The following is a 17,574-nucleotide window of genomic DNA, read 5'->3' on the forward strand; positions in this document are numbered from 1 at the left end:
AAATTTATGACGGGTTTATACCTGATTGCGAAGAATTGTCTGTCACATTGCTATAAAATGAAAATGCTCTCTTGTGCAAAACAACTATTTTTTTCGTATCTTGAATAAAAACCATTGACTTTTTGGTGAAACGGTTGTATATTTAAATCACTGGAAGCGAAAACGTTTAAAGCGTGTTGCGCTTAGTCAAGGTGTTCAGAACCTGTAAGATATGTGTCAGTAATGTGTGCATATTTTACAAACGGCTTCCGGTCAGACTTATGAACCGGGGTATCCTTATTATGGTTTCAATCAAAGATATTGCAGCGGTCTGCGGCGTTTCGATTGCTACTGTCAGCAAAGCGCTCAATGACCACAAAGATGTGAGCGAAACCACAAAGCGGACTGTGCAGGAAACTGCAAAGAAGATGGGATATTTCCCCAATTCCCAGGCAAGGGCGCTGAAAACGAACCGTACATATAACATCGGTGTTCTTTTCACAGAACAGACGAACAGCGGTCTTACCCAGAACTATTTTGCTTCGGTGCTCGACAGCTTCAAGAAAGAAGCCGAGTCCGAGGGGTACGATATTACGTTTATCAGCGGAAATATCGGCGAACGGAAAATGACCCCGTATGAGCACTGCATGTACCGCAATGTGGACGGAGTGGTGGTAGTCAGCGTTGATGATTACGTTGACAAGAGCACTCTTGATGAGCTTTTTGCAAGCAATGTTCCCATTGTCAGCATCGACCATGTGCCTCAGAATCACCTTTCGGTGGTTTCCGACAATGAAACGGGAATGAGGCAGCTTGTGGAGTATATCGCAGGCAAGGGCCATACAAAAATTGCGTATATTTACGGCGATCCTTCAGACGTTACCTTGATAAGAGTAAAGGCTTTCAAGGAAACACTGGTTCGCCTGAATATAAATATCAGGAGCGAATTCCTTTTGCAGGGGCGCTACCATGATACCAAGTGTGCCGAGCTTCTTGTAAAAAAGGTCTTGTCTTGCAGCGACAGACCGACGTGCATCATTCTGCCGGACGATTTTGCAGCATTGGGAGCATTGAATGCATTGGAGGAGCTGGGGCTGTCTGTTCCGGAGGACATCTCCATAGCGGGATACGATGGTATCGTGCTGTCACAGGCTCTGAGGCCGAGGCTCACAACTATCAGGCAGGACACCGATAGATTGGGATCCGAAGCGGCGAAAAGACTTATCTCACTGATAAACAAGGAGATCTCCGCAAATGAGCCTCCGCTCATAATAAAAGGAAATCTGCTTGAAGGAGCATCGGTCAGAGATCTGAACCGATAAAAACCACGCTATTATATTTTAAATTTTAAAATATAATATATCATTAAGGAGGAAAAACCAAATGAAGAATTTAAAGAAGACTCTTGCAATGATTTCATCTGTTGTAATGGCTGGTTCCATGTTCGCTGCTTGCGGCAACGACACAACACCTGCTACCGATTCCGCAGCTGATACTACCACTGCTGCTGCAGATGCTGCTGCTGACGATACTGCAGCTGCTGACGATGCTGCTGCTGATGATACTGCAGCTGCTGATGACACCGCTGCTGCTGATACAGCTGCTGACGGCGACAAGCTCACAGTTCTCTGCTGGAACACCGATGATATCGACCCCATGCTCGCTCTCTTCTGCGAGAAGACAGGTCACTCCAAGGACGAGTTCAATGTAAAGAGCTTTGGTTGCGGCGGCGGCGAGGCTGCTGAGAACTACGATGCTTACCTTGCAGACGCATCCAACGATGCTGATATCATGTTCGTTGAAGCTGACTGGGCTCTCAAGTACATCAATGATGACGACGCTACCAAGCCCCTTTCCGATATCGGATTCACCGATGCTGACTACGCTGACCTCTACGATTATACTCTTGAGATCGGTAAGTCCACAAGCGGCGTTCAGAAGGGTCTTTCCTGGCAGGCTGCTGCAGGCGGATTCTGCTACAGAGAAGACCTCGCTGAGAAGTACCTGAACGTTACAACTCCTGACGATTTCCAGGCTCTCGTTTCTGACTGGGATAAGTTCGTTGATACTGCTGCTAAGGTTAAGGACGCTTCCAACGGCGGAACAGCTCTCACCTCCACAATGGGTGGTGTATGGCAGGTATTCTCCGCTGCAAGAAAGACTCCTTGGGTAGTTGATAACAAGCTTCAGCTCGATGACGAGTGCAAGAAGTTCATCGACCTCGCTAAGTCCATGTACGACAACGGCTACGTTGTTAAGGATCTTGCTCAGTGGAGCACAGACTGGTATGCAGCTGGTCAGACCGATTCCACAATGGGTTACTTCGTATCCACATGGGGCTTCGGTAACTCCATCCTTACTCAGGCTGCCGGCGGCGAAGGCGGAGCTACATACGGTAAGTGGAAGGTAGTAGTTGGACCTCAGCCTTTCTACTGGGGCGGTACTTGGGCAACTGTTGCTACAAGATGCAACAACCCCGAGCTTGCTAAGGAATTCATCTCTTTCTTCACTTCTGACGCTGATACTGCTCGTGCATATGCAGAGTCCAAGGGTGAGTTCGTATCCAACAAGAAGGCAATGGAGGGTATCCTTGCTGACGGTACTTACGCAGGTGAAGGTGTTCTCGGCGGTCAGAACCAGTTCGAAGTTCTCAACGACGTTGCTGCTCAGATCGATATGGCCGGTGGTATCACTGAATACGACTCCACTATCAAGCAGGCATTCAACGACGCTGTAACTCAGTACTGCCAGGGTGCTTACGATTCTGTTGATGCTACTATCGACGGCTTCGTTGACAAGGTTGCAGGTTCTCTCCCTGAACTCGATTACTCTGATTTTGAATAATCGAAAAGCAAACTGTACAACTGCTTAAATAACTTTTTACATCAATGGGGCAGGCAGATTTGTCTGCCCCATAAATGTAAAAAAAGCACTTTATTTTTTATTTTGAGGGGAGAATTTTTATGGTATCAGGCTCAAACATGAAAAGTCGCTCTATAAGTTATGCTAAGTATGGTTACTTGTTCATCCTTCCATTCTTTATAATTTATGCGTTTTTTCAGATATATCCACTGTTCAATACATTTTATCTTAGCACACAGAGCAACGGTTCAGTTATAACCGAGTCGGTAGGAACTGACAACTTCAGAGCTATCCTGACCGGTCAGGGTCAGAAGACTGATGATAACGGAAACGTTTATTATGCCGAAACAAGACAGGCTAAGGCTGTAAGAAATGACTTCTTCAGAGTTATGAAGAACACTCTTATCCTCTGGTTCGGTAACTTCATTCCGCAGATCATTATCTCACTTCTGCTTGCAGCCTGGTTCACAGATGCTTACTTGAAAATAAAAGGTAAGGGATTTTACAAGATCGTTATGTATATGCCGAATATTATAACTGCGGCATCAGTAGCGGCTCTCTTCGTAATGCTTTTCTCCGATTCACAGTTCGGTGCTATCAATAAGATGCTTATGAACTGGGGTGTTGACGGCGCACCTTATCCTTTCGTAACAGGAAAGACCCAGTCCCGTGTAATGATCATGATTATTCAGACATGGATGTGGTTCGGTAATACCACCATCATGCTTATGTCCGGTATCATGGGCATCAATCCTTCACTCTTTGAGGCAGCAAACATTGACGGAGCTTCTGCTTCCCAGCAGTTCTTCCTCATCACTATCCCTCTTCTTAAGCCTATCATGCTCTATACAATGGTTACATCCATGATCGGCGGACTTCAGATGTTCGATATGCCTTATCTGTACAATATGGGTACTTCCCAGAACCCCTATACAGAGACTATCGCAGTATTCATCTACAACCACTTCCACAGCCTCAAGCCAAACTACGGTTATTCGGCAGCGGCTTCGGTACTGTTGTTCATCGTAACTGCACTTCTTGGCTCTATCTGCTTTGCTGTTAACAGAGACAAGGACAATAAGGTAAAGGAGCGCAAGGGCTCCAAGGCATTAAAGTCTAAGTTGGGAGGTCTGTAATCCATGAGTACAACTATGGCAGGAACCAAGAGCAATACCAAGGCCATAAAGATCAGAACAGGTCTTGTAACAGCTGTAATGATCCTTCTTGCGATCATCAGCTTGCTCCCTATATATGTCCTTATCGTAAACGCAACAAGAGCTTCCGTTGATATCACAGGAAGCGGCGTTTCACTTATCCCTCATCTCAAGCTTTTTGAGAACATCGGTACCCTGAACGAATGGGCAAGCTCCAATAAGGTACAGTACAATGCCCTTATCGGTTATAAGAACAGTGGTATCATCGCATTCTCCACAACATTACTTACAGTTCTTTTCTCCTGCATGACAGCTTACGGTCTTGTGGTTTATGATTTCAAGCTCAAGAACGTAGCTTACACCATTATCCTTGCGGTAATGATGATCCCCGTACAGGTTACATCAGTTGGTTTCTATCAGTTCATGTCCAAGCTCGGACTTACCGACAGCTACCTTCCTCTGATCATTCCCGCTATCGCTGCTCCGGCAGTTGTATTCTTCATGAGACAGTCAATGAAGTCCAACTTCCCGCTGGAGATCGTTGAGGCTGCAAGAATCGACGGATGCAATGAGTACAGAACCTTCTTCACCATCGGTATCCCCATGATGAAGCCCGCTATCGCAGTTCAGGCAATCTTCGCTTTCGTTGCTAACTGGAACAACTACTATATGCCCTCTATGATCCTTATTTCAAGAGAGCAGAAGCAGCTCACACTTCCTATGATGGTAAACACCATCATTTCCAACGATAAGCTTGCTGACTACGGTGCTAAGTACGCAGCTATCATGCTTTCCATTATCCCCGTTGTAGTAGTTTACTTCATCTTTTCCAGATTTATCGTTGAAGGTGTTGCACTGGGCGGCGTTAAGGAATAATTCACACAATATATGATTTTATAAAGAGCAGTCAGCTTTGGCTGCTCTTTTTTATTGTGTAAAACTTAACAAAAATATAACGCTAAATTGGCGTACTTGTTTGAAATGCTGAAAGTCTTGCAGGGCTATTGACAAATCTGTACAATAATACTATAATAAATCTATAAAATAATTATGAACTACTGTGGGAATCAATATCATAAGAAGTTTTTAGGAGGAATAATGATGGCAAGGACAACTAAGAAGGCTGCTGTTGAGACTGTTGCTGAGACAGCTGCTCCTGCTGCAGCAGAGGTTCTTACATACGAGGAGATCGTTGATAAGTTCAAGGCAAAGGTTGCCAAGGCAAAGGCTCCTGTAGATGCCAGAGTAGCAGCTCAGGTAAAGCTTTTCGGTTCTGTTGACGGCATCCTTTATATTCTTATTGCAAACGGCATTGCAGTCGTTGAGCCTTTCGATTACCGTGGCGCTGATATCGAGATCGATGCTGATGCTGATGTTTTTGCAGGCGTTATTGCCGGCAAGAAGGCTATTGAGACCGCTATCGCAAACGGTGACATCAAGATGCAGGGTAATGCGGGTAAGGCAATTATCCTTGCAAAGGCTGTTTTTTGATCGGATAAAGCAAAAAGCGGGTACGATATGTGCCCGCTTTTTTTCTTATGTAGGAGGGTGCTGTGCTTTATTGTAAGAGAATAGATGACAGTCACGACCGCAGAGCTGTACAGCACAGCGAGGGGATCAGCCTGCTGATAAATGCAGTGCGCAGTGAATACGGCATTATGATAACCGAGAGCGATATTTCGTATGGCAAGCTTGGAAAGCCATATCTGCCCGAGTATCCTCGTATATTCTTCAGTATCGCCCATTGCAGCGGTCTGGCAGCGTGTTTGGTATCGGATAAGGTCTGCGGCGTTGATGCCGAAGCGCTGCGAAAGGTAAGTGCAGGAGCTGTAAAAAGAGTGTTTTCTCAGGCGGAGGAGAAGCTTATATCCTCTGCTCCCGAGAGCGACAGAGATATTATTTTCATCACCCTCTGGACGCTGAAAGAAGCCTACTCCAAGGCAGACGGCAGGGGACTTGCAGCAATGGGTGAGGCGCACTTTTCACTCAACGGGGATAATATCATTTCCGACACAGCCCTTTATTTCAGGCGATTCTTCCTTGACGGATATGTGATATCTGTCTGCTGTTCGGAGAATACGGATATTCGGCTTAAAATTGTATAACAAAAAAGCTTTACAGGTTTGAGATCTGTAAAGCTTTTTATATCAGTTTGATCTTCTGTTCAGGATCACAAAGCTTATAATGTTGATGATAATTATAAGGCAGGCAATGCTCAGCGCCACAAGCCACTGTAAGGGGTCAAGCGCCATATGAGGATAAATGATGCTGCATATCACTGTTACGATTATGCCAGCTGCAAGGGCTATCAAACCTGTTTTGTAATGTGCAAACGGAATAAATCCGCCCACCAGGTCGTCCTTGTCGGTCAGAGACGATGCCGAAACTATAGCCATCATAAATACTGTGATAAGGAAAAGTCCCGTAAGCAGGGGAGCCGATTCGGTCGCCGTATCAGGCACCGAAAATGCCTGTATTGTGGTATCAACTTCTTCATAATAATCGTACTGATTAACAGTGGAATAATTGCTGTAAACGCTCTGGATAGGGAAGCTGAAAATAAAGAAGAATCCTATTATCACGAACATTATGCTGTTTATGGCGCACATTGACTTGTGCTTTTTGTCCCAGAGGGAAAGCTTTTCTTCGGTGAAGCTCTTGCCGCTGGGGCAGGCTGTCATATCGGAGAGAACCGCCGTCAGCACATATATCACCGCCAGCTGAATGCAGCTGTAAGGCGAACCTGTGCCGCTGACAATACATATGACCGATATTGTTCCCACGGATAATGAGGTTGTGAGCCTGATGACTGCCATATTTCTCAGGTATTTCATAGCCTCCGTGCTGTGGGTCACACGACAGGCTTTTTTGATAAGCTCCTTGCCGCTTGCCTTGAAGGTGCGTCCCGCTATTATGTAAAGCGAAGCGGATATGCTTTCCTTTGATGTTATGCAGGCAAGAAGCGTGCCGATGGATATCGCCTTTGACGAAATGTTCAGCAGCGGTATGTAGAAATCACCTGAGGAGAATACGCCTCCGTCCCTGACATACAGATTTATGAAAGCGTATGCGATGCCTGCCACAGCAGCCACCGTGCTTCCTATTCCGCCGATGTCGCCAAGGCTGCCCATTAGACGTGAATCAAGAGCTTTTTCGTTCTTTATCATCATATCCAGCGAAATTTCTCTTTTTTTCAGAAATGAATACTTGGTGATCCCGAAAAATATCACGATGAGCGCCGCAGCGGTCACATCTATCATATATCCGAGATCTTCGGAACCCATAAAAACAGCCACAGCTGCGGGTATCACAGACACCACCGAAAGCCACGTGTATCTGCTGTAAAATGTACTTGTCAGCGGTGAAAAGCTTTGCTTTTCGCTTTCGCCGTTTGTAGTATTTTCAGGCATTAAAAACGTCCTTTCCTTGTAGAATAAATGCGCATAGAAAAAAGAATTGTCTGAAAAAACAGGCTGTTACCTTGATGCACAGCATATTTATCCAAACATACATAAAAGATTATTTAATTATTATAACGTATTTTTACACTAAAGTCAATGGATTTGGAATAAAATCATTGACAAGCAGGGTAAAAAAGTATATAATTTATCATAAAGATGTCATTTGTAAAATTTGCATTTACAGAAATTTATCAAAATGATATCCGACATAAAGCAAATTATAAGGAGCAGTCTTATGAGTTTCAAAGAGCGTCTGAAAAGTATATCGGAAAATTCAAAGGTATGCAATATTATACTTGCCGTTATAGTAGTCTTGCAGATAATGGTGGTTTCCTACTATTTTATATTTGAAAAGGAAGGCTATCACAGCGATGAGGTCTGGAGCTACGGCCTTGCCAATTCCTTTTATGAGCCTTTTATATACGGCGATACCCTTTCTCAGGACGTTTCCAAGTGCCACAAGTGGGTGGACGGCTCTGACTTTCTACATTATCTGACCGTCCAGAAGGGCGAGCAGTTCAGATACGATTCCGTGTGGTATAACCAGTCCATAGATATGCACCCGCCCCTTTATTTTACATTGCTCCATACCATTTCGTCGTTCTTCCCCGATACATTTTCCAAATGGTTCGGATATGTGATAAATATTGCAGCCATGGCTGTTGGTCAGGTGTTCCTTTATAAGCTTGGAAAAACAGCATCAAGGTCAAAGGTATTCGGGCTGCTCCTGTGCGTGATGTGGGGATTCAGCTGCGGATTTATCAACCTGAATGTGTTCGTAAGAATGTATTCTCTGGTAACAATGTTCGGCATACTTTATCTTTACTATCACTGTCGCCTTTATTACGGAGAAGGCACGGTAAAATCGAATCTTATTAAAATAGGAATATTCGCATTCCTGGGTGCGCTCACTCACCATTATTTCCTTGTGGCTGCTTTCGGAATAGCTGCCTGCTACTGCTTCTATTACCTCTTTAAAAAGCAGTTCAAGATGATGTTTGCGTATGCCCTTACAATGCTGGGCTCTATCGGACTTTCTATTGCGGTTTTCCCCGCAACGATACATCACCTTTTCTTTATGGAGAATACAGAGAGCCGACTTGCCACAAAAATGCCCCTTATCCACAGCTTCAGAAGCTGCGCTTCTATCGTACTCAATGCCATAACCGGCATTAGCATTTCTCCTTTTGCCACATCATGGTATTCTTATGTGGTGGTTGCTGTTGTACTTCTGGCAGCGGTATGTATCCCTCTCGGCTTCCTTTTCCGCAAGGAAGAGTGGTTCAAAAAAGCCATGGGCAAGGCAGGAGACGCATGGAAATATGTAAGAAAGAACTTTGACTTTTTCTTCCTCTTTGCACTTATGGGCACAGCCTTTGAAATGATAGTCGTTTCTTTGAGCGTTAATATCAATGTAATGCTCTTACACACCGACAGATACCTTTTTGTGGTAATGCCTTGGGCAGCATTCGTTATCCTCAGAGCGGTGTGGTACATTGTAACATGGATAAAGCCCATAAAGAAGTTTGTGGGACCGATCACTGCCGTTGCCGTATGCCTTGCCATAGTCAGCAGCAATCTCCTCTGCACAAAGCGCTACCTTTTTCCCAGCCAGATGATGGGCGAGGGTCTGCTGGAGGATACCTGCACGCCTAACAGCGAGTACATTCTCTGCCTTAATTCCGAGTGGGTCACCACCTGCTTCACCGATAAGCTTATGCACAGCAGCAGAGTTTTCCCCACTACCAACTATTCATATAGATTTAATTTTGACGAAATGGCAAAAATGGACCTTACCAAGGACTGCTATATTGTCATTGACGCATCTCAGCTCAAGGCGGCGGACGTTTTCGATGATAAGAACGATGAGGGCAAGGTCACTATCGGCAATGCAACCTTTAATCTTGATGAGGGTGCTTTTGAGGACAGAATTCTTGAGCAGGACGTTATTGACGATTTTGAGCAGAAGGTCTTTCCGGGATACAGGCTCCGGTTCTATTCATCTGAGCGTGTTATGGGTTCTATTATGCACACTTTCAAACTGGTTCCCGAGGACGAATATGTTGACGTGCCCATAATTGACGTTGAGATCGAAGAAGAGCAGAAGGAAAAGGCTGAGAAAAATTGATATTTAAAGAGGTCAATGCTATGGATCCTATACTATACATAATAATTCCCTGCTATAATGAGGAAGAGGTGCTTCCCATTACCTGCGAGATGTTTCTTGAAAAGCTCACTTCCCTTATCGGAAAGGGCAAGATAAGCGATGACAGCCGTATTCTTTTCGTAAATGACGGCAGCAAGGATAAGACATGGGACATTATCTGCGGTCTGGCTGAGCGGGACGTGCATTTCAAGGGCATTTCCCAGAGCCGCAACAGGGGACATCAGAATGCAGTGCTGGCAGGGCTTATGGACTCTATCGACAAGTGCGATATGACAATTTCTATCGACTGCGACGGTCAGGACGATATCAACGCTATGGACGATATGGTGGACGCTTATCTTGACGGCTGTGATGTGGTTTACGGCGTGCGCAGCAAGCGTGATACGGACACATTCTTCAAGCGTGTCACTGCCGAGGGCTTTTACAAGTTTATGTCCGCCATGGGCGTTGAGACCGTCTATAATCATGCGGATTACCGCCTGCTTTCCAACAGAGTCATGAAGGAGCTGAGCAAGTATCAAGAGGTAAACCTCTTCCTGAGAGGTCTTATCCCTCTGGTGGGCTTCAAGAGTACTTCCGTTTATTACGAGCGCAACGTGAGAATTGCGGGAACTACCCATTATCCCCTGAAAAAGATGCTGAACCTTGCCATTGACGGCATTACAAGCCTTAGTGTAAAGCCGCTGAGACTTATAGCTTCTATCGGAGTTATAGTTGCTATCATAAGCTTTATAGGCGTTATCTGGTCGGTAGTTATGGCTCTTATAGGTCATACCGTTGCGGGCTGGGCAAGTATGACCAGTATCATCTGCTTTATCGGCGGAATACAGCTTGTCTGCCTTGGAGTTATCGGCGAGTATGTGGGCAAGATATATATGGAGGTCAAGCACCGTCCCAGATATATCATCAGCGAGCGCACAGATGAAAAACGTTCTTGACACGCTTTAAATAGTGTGATATACTTTTATTGTAAGCCGAGGTCATCTTCGGCTTTACAAATAGTATGCGGTTAGCTCTTGCTAACTGATAACAGCTGAAAGGGGAACATAATATGACGGCAGAAATAATAAGAGGTATCCTGATACCGTTCCTGGGAACATCTCTGGGAGCGGCGTGTGTTTTTTTTATGAAAAATGAGTTCCATATCTCCGTGCGCAGAGCGCTTATAGGCTTTGCGGCAGGAGTAATGACGGCGGCTTCCGTGTGGAGCCTGCTTATCCCGTCCATGGAGCAGTCGGCGGATATGGGCAAGGCGGCGTGGATCCCTGCGGCTGCGGGCTTTATGCTGGGAATTGCGTTCCTGCTTATCCTTGATAACATTATCCCTCATCTGCACATAAATGCCGAGCAGGCGGAGGGGCCTCACAGCAAGCTCAAAAAGACCACCATGCTCGTTCTCGCAGTGACGCTGCACAACATTCCCGAGGGCATGGCTGTGGGCGTGGTTTATGCAGGCATGGCAGCAGGAAACGGAACCATAAGCGCAGCGGGAGCGCTGGCGCTGTCTCTGGGAATAGCCATACAGAATTTCCCCGAGGGAGCCATAATCTCACTGCCCCTTAAAAGTGAGGGAATGTCAAAGGGCAAGGCTTGCTTTTATGGTATCCTTTCGGGAGCGGTCGAGCCTGTGGGAGCGGTGATAACAATACTTGCGGCGGGGCTTATAGTTCCTGTGCTGCCATATCTGCTCAGCTTTGCGGCAGGAGCTATGATATATGTGGTCGTGGAGGAGCTTATCCCCGAGATGTCCGAAGAGCCTCATTCCAACATCGGCACCATATTCTTTGCCGTGGGATTTGTGATAATGATGATACTTGATGTGGCACTGGGATAATATCCATATGTACAAAGCCTGCAATGTGAGTTTGAAATAAGCTCCGTTGCAGGTTTTTTTATTGACATTATCTCCCGATATGATATAATAATGATAAGAACCCGTCTTCACAAGCATATGCGCACGTCTTTTCGGCAAATTTTGCCGCAGACTGCGTTAAAAATCCTTGCCGGGCGAAAGCCCGCCTGCGGATTTTTGCCTACTCTGCAACAAAATTATGCTCGAAAATCCGCACACTTTTCTTATGAAGACAGGTTCTAAAAGTAAACTTGCGGAGGTAAATAATATGTCATCTGAAAAAGCTCTTGTACTTTCAAGCGGAGGTGTTGACAGCACTACACTGCTGGCTATGGCGTGCCACAGATACGGCAAGGAAAATGTGGTGGCTTTGTCTATATATTACGGTCAGAAGCACAAAAAGGAAATGGAAGCTTCGGACGATGTTGCAAAATATTACGGTGTTGAACATATAAAGCTTGACCTTTCAACTATTTTCCGGTATTCCGACTGTTCGCTGCTGGCAAACTCCGATGTGGAGATACCCCACGAGTCATATGCTGACCAGCTCAAAAAGACCGATGGTTCTCCCGTTTCCACCTATGTTCCTTTCAGAAACGGACTTTTTCTTTCCACAGCCGCAAGTGTAGCGCTTTCCAAGGGCTGCACTCTGCTGATGTACGGCGCACATGCCGATGATGCCGCAGGCAACGCATATCCCGACTGCTCTATGGCATTTGTTGAGGCTATGAACACTGCCATTTATGAGGGCAGCGGAAAGCAGCTGAGAATTGAAGCTCCCTTTGCGGGAATGAACAAGGCGGCAGTTGTTGCCGAGGGCAAGAAGCTTGGTGTGCCTTATGAAATGACATGGAGCTGCTATGAGGGCGGCGACGAGCCATGCAAGGTATGCGGAACCTGCCGTGACCGCCGTGCGGCCTTTCTTGCAAACGGAATTGATCTGTACTGATAAAAGCAGGTGATGATATGAACACCGTCTGCATGATGATAAAAAAGCAGACTGTCCCCAATTTCATAAATCTTGAAACAATGCTCAGGACATATGACCGCAGCGCCCTTGTCTGCGGCGCTCCCGCATGGAGATATGCCTATCATATGATACATTCGGCGGATAAGTGGTTCATTGACCCCTTTGACTTCACCGAGCCGCAGTTTCACGAGGAGGGCATGGACAATCCCGATAACCCCTGCGAGGCGGAACTGAGCGATGAGCTGCTTCTGGATTATGCGGCTCATGTCCGTGACAAGACCCTTGCGTATCTGGACAGCCTTGATGATACCATGCTGAATGAGTGCCCGAAGAACTGTCCTTACACCCGTTTGGAGCTGATACTTATGCAGTTTCGGCATCTGTCAGTGCATATAGGCATGATAAACGGGCTTACTATAGAAAAAACAGACAGATTCCCCTTGTTTGTGGGTGCGGACGGCTTTGATAAGCTGGAAAAAGGGCTATTTGACGAATAAAGGAGAATTGCGATGAGCAAATTCAGAACTGTTGTATCAGTAATAATTATGATAATTGCAGGCTTCGTTGGCTTTATTGCAGGTGCTTTCCTTAATGACGCTATGGGCGGAGCAATACTTTTTTCAATGATATCGGGTATCGCCTGCATAATCTATACTTTGGATAATCCCCGAAAATAAACCTTGAAAGGACAGGATCATACAATGGAAAGAATAAACGTATTTGAAAACGGCATTTATATGACCCTTGAGATAACAGACAAAGATCAGCTGAAGCTTCTGCATTTCGGCGCAGAGCCTTTTGACGAAAGTAAGATAAAGGCAAAGGACTATGATAATGCCTTTAATCTTACCGAGATATCACTCTCGGGCTTTGACCGTCCCTATGAGCGCCACGGAATAAAGTACATAGTCACCGCTCCCGGCTATCGCATGAAATATCACGACAGGAAAGACTACAGAAACGACCTTGGCAGGGTGCTTGAATTTGTTACCCGTGACGAGGAGACGGACGTTTTTGTTACCGTGAAAATTCAGTTTTACGACGGCATTTCCGTTGCCCACTTTGTTACCGAGGTGGAGAACAGGGGAGCGGAGGAACAGACCTTGGAGTATGTTTCCCTTTTCAATTACACAGGCATTGAAAAGGAGGGACTTCTTCCCCGTGACGAAAAAATGCTGGTAAAGGTACCTCACAACTCATGGCAGCGTGAGATGGACTGGCAGACCTATACTCTCCCTCAGCTGGGTCTGGGTCAGTCTCAGAAAACCAGCGAGCAGCGCTCCTCAAAGGCTGCAAACTTCACCAACACGGGCAACTGGTCAACCAAGGAATACCTGCCTATGGGATATATCGAGAACACCGAGACGGGCACATCACTCTTTTTCCAGATAGAGCACAACGGCTCATGGCACTGGGAAATATCCGACCAGTCTGCACATATGTACCTTGCTCTCAGCGGCCCCAACGAGCAGCAGTCCCACTGGTTCAAGACACTTAAAACAGGGGACAGGTTCACCACCGTTCCTGCGGCTGTGGGCGTTTCCCACGGTTTTGACAGCAGCATGGCTGAGCTTACCCGCTACCGCCGAATGATACGTCGCAAAAACAAGGATAACGAAAGCCTTGCCATCATCTTCAACGACTATATGAACTGCCTTTGGGGCGACCCTACTGCGGAAAAGGAATATCCCCTTATTGACGCTGCTGCGGAGGCAGGCTGCGAGTATTTCTGCATTGACGCAGGTTGGTACAGCGCAGGCATATGGTGGGATAACGTGGGCGAGTGGCAGGAGTCCCGTGAGCGCTTCCCTGAGGGCATGAAAAAGGTTACGGACTATATCCGCTCCAAGGGGCTTATCCCGGGTGTGTGGCTTGAAATAGAGGTTATGGGCATCAACTGCCCCAAGGCAAAGAATGTTCCCGATGACTGGTTCTTTATGCGCCATGGCAAAAAGGTATATGACCGCTCACGCTATCAGCTGGATTTCAGAAATCCCGAGGTTGTCGCTCATGCCGACGAGGTTATCGACAGGCTGGTTCGTGACTACGGCGTGGGATATATCAAGATGGACTACAACATAGAGCCTGGCATCGGCACTGAGATAAACGCCGAAAGCGTGGGAGACGGACTTTTACAGCACGAGCGTGCATACCTCTCATGGCTTGACCGTGTATTTGAAAGATATCCCGATCTTATCATAGAAAACTGCTCCAGCGGCGGAATGAGAATTGACTATGCAATGCTCCAAAGGCATTCTATCCAGTCAACCTCCGACCAGGACGACTACAGAATGTATGCCACCATTGCCGCAAACTCTCCCACAGGACTTTGCCCCGAGCAGTCGGCGATATGGAGCTATCCTCTCACCGAGGGCGACAGGGAAGAGGTAGTGTTCAACATGGTAAACGCCATGCTGCTGAGAATACACCAGAGCGGACATCTTGTATATATCAGCGACGAGCGCAAGGCTCTTGTAAAGGAAGCACTGGACTGCTACAAGAATATCCGTGGGGATATAAGGACCGCCGTGCCTTTCTGGTGCCTTGGACTTTCGGAGTTCTCCGACCCATGGGTATCGCTGGGACTTAAATGCGAAAACAAGCTTTATCTTGCTCTCTGGAGACGAAACAGCGAAAAGAGCGGCATAGTCCTTGACCTGGCAAAATATACCGATGGCAGAGGTGGAGAAGCAAAGCTTATTTATCCCTCTTTCGGTGAGTGTGAGTTTGAGTACAACTCCGAGCTTTTCCGCCTTACAGTGAATATGCCCCGTGAATATTCCGCAAGGCTTTTTGAGATAGAGCTTGACTGAAAAGGTGTGACAATATGAGAAGATCAGACCGTGAAATAACTTTCATAGAGGAAAAGCTTGCCGTAATCGAAAAAAACAAGGTAATGCGCCTTGCCATGGTCGATAACGGCAGACCCTATGTTGTGCCACTGAACTATGGATATACCTATGAAAACGGCACACTTACCCTTTATTTCCACTGCGCCGCTGAGGGCAGGAAAATAGATATCCTGAAAACCAATTCAGATGTGTGCTTTGAGATGGATGGCGAGCATAAGCTTATTGAGGGAAAAATCGACTGCGCCTATGGATACAGCTTTGAAAGCGTCATAGGCAGCGGAAAGTGTGAGTTCATCACCGATGTCGGTGAAAAAATAAATGCTCTGACCCAGCTTATGAAGCACCAGACGGGTGTGGACAGAAAATATGAGTTTGCCGAAAGCATGGTCGAAAAAATATGCGTCTGCAAGATAACGGCGGACGAATTTACGGCAAAAGCAAGAAAATAAAAAAGTCGGACTGCTGCACACTGCAACAGTCCGATTTTTATATATTTACTCAGAACATAATTACGATTATGCTATAAGCGACATTATAATGCTGTCAATGGCGCTGTATTCATCTTCGGTAAGGTCATAGCTGAAAAGGCTGCCGTCGGTCAGCAAGAAGCAGATGTAGCTGCTGCCAATGTAGATACGCAGAGAATTTCCCTGATCGTCTGCCAGATCTACAATGTATCTGCTGTCGGACGGAACTGCTGTTACTGACGATGCTGTCTGGTCTTCGGTGTAGATGTAAAGCTCTTTTTCAAGGCTGTCCAGATCCTTTATGCCTCTTACCTTTCGGGAGGAGTAGGAGGTCACGCTGCCGTTTTCATCGTCATATCCGCTGACAGAGGGGATTATCACTGCGGAGGAAGATGCTGCCTTAAAGCCGCTTACTGCTTCCTTGGCGGAGAAGTTTTCTGCCCTTGAAAAATCGGATACCAAAGCTGCGCCCATATCGTCGCCGCTGCCGCTGACACCTTCGCCTGCTTCGGGAAGCGAGGGGGATAACTCACTGTCGTCTTCGGTCTCATCTTCGTTGTCGTGGATATCGGAACCTGTGTAGCTGCCTGCGGGGGGAGTGTATTCTGCGCTTTCCAGCTCAAGCTCTTCTTCGACAGCTTCTTCAGGCTCGGCTTCCTGAGCTACGGCATGTGTTTCAGCGGGTGGCTGAGGCACGGGTTCAGCCTTTTTGGCAGGTTCGGACACCTGTGCGTCATGGAACTCGCCGACAACACTTGCTGCTGTTGTAACGGGAGCTTCAAAAACAGCTATAGATGCTTCGGTAACTTCGGAAGCAGTCTCGTCATGTACGGGTTCGGTAAAATCGGGTATGGGAATGCTGTCTGCACTTGCGATGCTATATTCGTCAACTGATTCTGCCTCGGGAATGTCTGCCTCGGGAATGTCTGCTTCGGGTGCTTCCTGAACGGGAGCCTCTTCTGCGGGGATATCTGCGGTTGTTTCCAAAGCCTGAGTTTCTATTGTGTCTGTAACGATAACTGCGGGGTCTGAATCCTTGTCAAAAACACCTGTCCTGTTGAGCGAGAAAGCAACGGCTACGCAGGCTGCTGCGGCAGCTATTACCGATAAGCTTCTGTAAAGCCTGATATAACTGCGCTTCGGAGCATTTTCCGAGTCTCTCAGTTCTATCATCATTTTCTCGGTCCGCTCCTTGAAATCAGGGGAGATCTTCATTTCCTCCACAGCGGACTTGTATTTATTAGAAAAATCTGACATATTAAAAATCATCTCCCAGCTTTTTCTTTAAAAGCTCACGCCCTCGTGCCAGCTGAGTGCCCACGGTGGCTGAACTGATATGTTTTGTGGCGGCTATCTCCTGGATACTCAGTCCGCTGTAATAAAACAGGTGGATCACTGTGCGGTATTTTTCGGGAAGACTGTTCACAGCTTCCAGAACCGCACGCTTGGTATCATCGAGACCGCTGTCCTCCGTCTGTAATGCGGAGTCTGACAAATTATCCTCTAAAGGTACTGTTTTACTGACCCAGCCTGATTTCAGGTGATTTTTGCACTTGTTCACCGCCGTTCGCAGCAGCCAAGCCTTTTCGTGGTTATTGTCCGTAAAGGCGGGCTTTCGTCTGATAAGCTCAAGAAAAACGTCCTGAGCGATATCCTCGGCATCGTGCATAGTCTTCACATATGAATAACACAGCCTGATTATCAGGTCGGAGTAGGTATCAAGCACATATCGGATGTATTCGTCATCAAAGGTACCGTTTGAACCCGAATACATTGTTCCCGTTTTCCTCCTTATTCAGATTTTTGAGGT

The 17,574-nt window shown here is 46.5% G+C and carries 17 protein-coding genes; 14 read left to right on the forward strand and 3 right to left on the reverse strand.

Features of this window, described 5'->3' with window-relative positions; translation table 11 throughout:
* Positions 1–281 precede the first annotated feature (281 nt).
* From OCV68_RS01695 to OCV68_RS01720, 6 genes are all read left to right on the forward strand, one after another.
* Positions 282–1,301: a LacI family DNA-binding transcriptional regulator gene (locus OCV68_RS01695; protein ID WP_147621800.1), complete on the forward strand. Its 1,020-nt coding sequence runs from the start codon at positions 282–284 to the stop codon at positions 1,299–1,301.
* 61 nt (positions 1,302–1,362) lie between these two features.
* Positions 1,363–2,823, forward strand: coding sequence for an ABC transporter substrate-binding protein (locus tag OCV68_RS01700; protein WP_262570271.1), 1,461 nt, complete (start codon positions 1,363–1,365; stop codon positions 2,821–2,823).
* A gap of 176 nt (positions 2,824–2,999) precedes the next feature.
* Positions 3,000–3,977: a carbohydrate ABC transporter permease gene (locus OCV68_RS01705; RefSeq protein WP_262570272.1), complete on the forward strand. Its 978-nt coding sequence runs from the start codon at positions 3,000–3,002 to the stop codon at positions 3,975–3,977.
* A gap of 3 nt (positions 3,978–3,980) precedes the next feature.
* Positions 3,981–4,871, forward strand: coding sequence for a carbohydrate ABC transporter permease (locus tag OCV68_RS01710; protein WP_262570274.1), 891 nt, complete (start codon positions 3,981–3,983; stop codon positions 4,869–4,871).
* Positions 4,872–5,096: 225 nt separating this feature from the next.
* Positions 5,097–5,486, forward strand: coding sequence for an SCP2 sterol-binding domain-containing protein (locus OCV68_RS01715; protein WP_022474164.1), 390 nt, complete (start codon positions 5,097–5,099; stop codon positions 5,484–5,486).
* Positions 5,487–5,548: 62 nt separating this feature from the next.
* Complete coding sequence (locus tag OCV68_RS01720; RefSeq protein WP_262570277.1) at positions 5,549–6,100, forward strand: 4'-phosphopantetheinyl transferase family protein; 552 nt, start codon at positions 5,549–5,551, stop codon at positions 6,098–6,100.
* Positions 6,101–6,142: 42 nt separating this feature from the next.
* Here the strand turns inward: OCV68_RS01720 and OCV68_RS01725 are convergent, their stop codons facing one another.
* A complete protein-coding gene (locus tag OCV68_RS01725) occupies positions 6,143–7,405 on the reverse strand; it encodes a hypothetical protein (RefSeq protein ID WP_262570279.1) in 1,263 nt (420 codons plus the stop codon).
* Positions 7,406–7,691: 286 nt separating this feature from the next.
* Between OCV68_RS01725 and OCV68_RS01730 the strand changes: the two genes are divergently transcribed.
* The 8 genes from OCV68_RS01730 to OCV68_RS01765 all read left to right on the forward strand — a co-directional run bounded on the left by OCV68_RS01730 (position 7,692) and on the right by OCV68_RS01765 (position 15,746).
* The gene (locus OCV68_RS01730) at positions 7,692–9,584 is read left to right on the forward strand and encodes a hypothetical protein (RefSeq protein ID WP_022474167.1); all 1,893 of its coding nucleotides are present in this window, start codon (positions 7,692–7,694) and stop codon (positions 9,582–9,584) included.
* Between the two features lie 20 nt (positions 9,585–9,604).
* Complete coding sequence (locus OCV68_RS01735) at positions 9,605–10,561, forward strand: glycosyltransferase family 2 protein (RefSeq protein WP_147621793.1); 957 nt, start codon at positions 9,605–9,607, stop codon at positions 10,559–10,561.
* A 113-nt stretch (positions 10,562–10,674) separates the two neighbouring features.
* Entirely contained in the window at positions 10,675–11,457 is a 783-nt protein-coding gene (locus OCV68_RS01740; RefSeq protein WP_147621792.1) for a ZIP family metal transporter, read from the forward strand.
* Between the two features lie 286 nt (positions 11,458–11,743).
* The gene (queC, locus tag OCV68_RS01745) at positions 11,744–12,424 is read left to right on the forward strand and encodes a 7-cyano-7-deazaguanine synthase QueC (protein ID WP_022474170.1); all 681 of its coding nucleotides are present in this window, start codon (positions 11,744–11,746) and stop codon (positions 12,422–12,424) included.
* A gap of 17 nt (positions 12,425–12,441) precedes the next feature.
* Positions 12,442–12,942: a DinB family protein gene (locus OCV68_RS01750; protein ID WP_262570283.1), complete on the forward strand. Its 501-nt coding sequence runs from the start codon at positions 12,442–12,444 to the stop codon at positions 12,940–12,942.
* A 12-nt stretch (positions 12,943–12,954) separates the two neighbouring features.
* On the forward strand, positions 12,955–13,122 hold the full coding sequence (locus tag OCV68_RS01755) for a hypothetical protein (RefSeq protein WP_178086057.1): 168 nt from the start codon (positions 12,955–12,957) through the stop codon (positions 13,120–13,122).
* A gap of 24 nt (positions 13,123–13,146) precedes the next feature.
* The gene (locus OCV68_RS01760) at positions 13,147–15,258 is read left to right on the forward strand and encodes a glycoside hydrolase family 36 protein (RefSeq protein ID WP_262570285.1); all 2,112 of its coding nucleotides are present in this window, start codon (positions 13,147–13,149) and stop codon (positions 15,256–15,258) included.
* A 14-nt stretch (positions 15,259–15,272) separates the two neighbouring features.
* Positions 15,273–15,746, forward strand: coding sequence for a pyridoxamine 5'-phosphate oxidase family protein (locus OCV68_RS01765; RefSeq protein ID WP_262570287.1), 474 nt, complete (start codon positions 15,273–15,275; stop codon positions 15,744–15,746).
* 66 nt (positions 15,747–15,812) lie between these two features.
* On the opposite strand, the gene OCV68_RS01770 is transcribed toward OCV68_RS01765, so the two are convergent.
* Entirely contained in the window at positions 15,813–17,021 is a 1,209-nt protein-coding gene (locus OCV68_RS01770) for a hypothetical protein (protein ID WP_262570288.1), read from the reverse strand.
* Between the two features lies 1 nt (position 17,022).
* Positions 17,023–17,538 (reverse strand): RNA polymerase sigma factor, encoded by a 516-nt coding sequence (locus OCV68_RS01775; protein ID WP_262570289.1) that lies wholly within the window; start codon positions 17,536–17,538, stop codon positions 17,023–17,025.
* Positions 17,539–17,574 lie beyond the last annotated feature (36 nt).

The organism is Huintestinicola butyrica (assembly GCF_025567215.1).
GTDB classification, from domain to species: domain Bacteria; phylum Bacillota; class Clostridia; order Oscillospirales; family Ruminococcaceae; genus Huintestinicola; species Huintestinicola butyrica.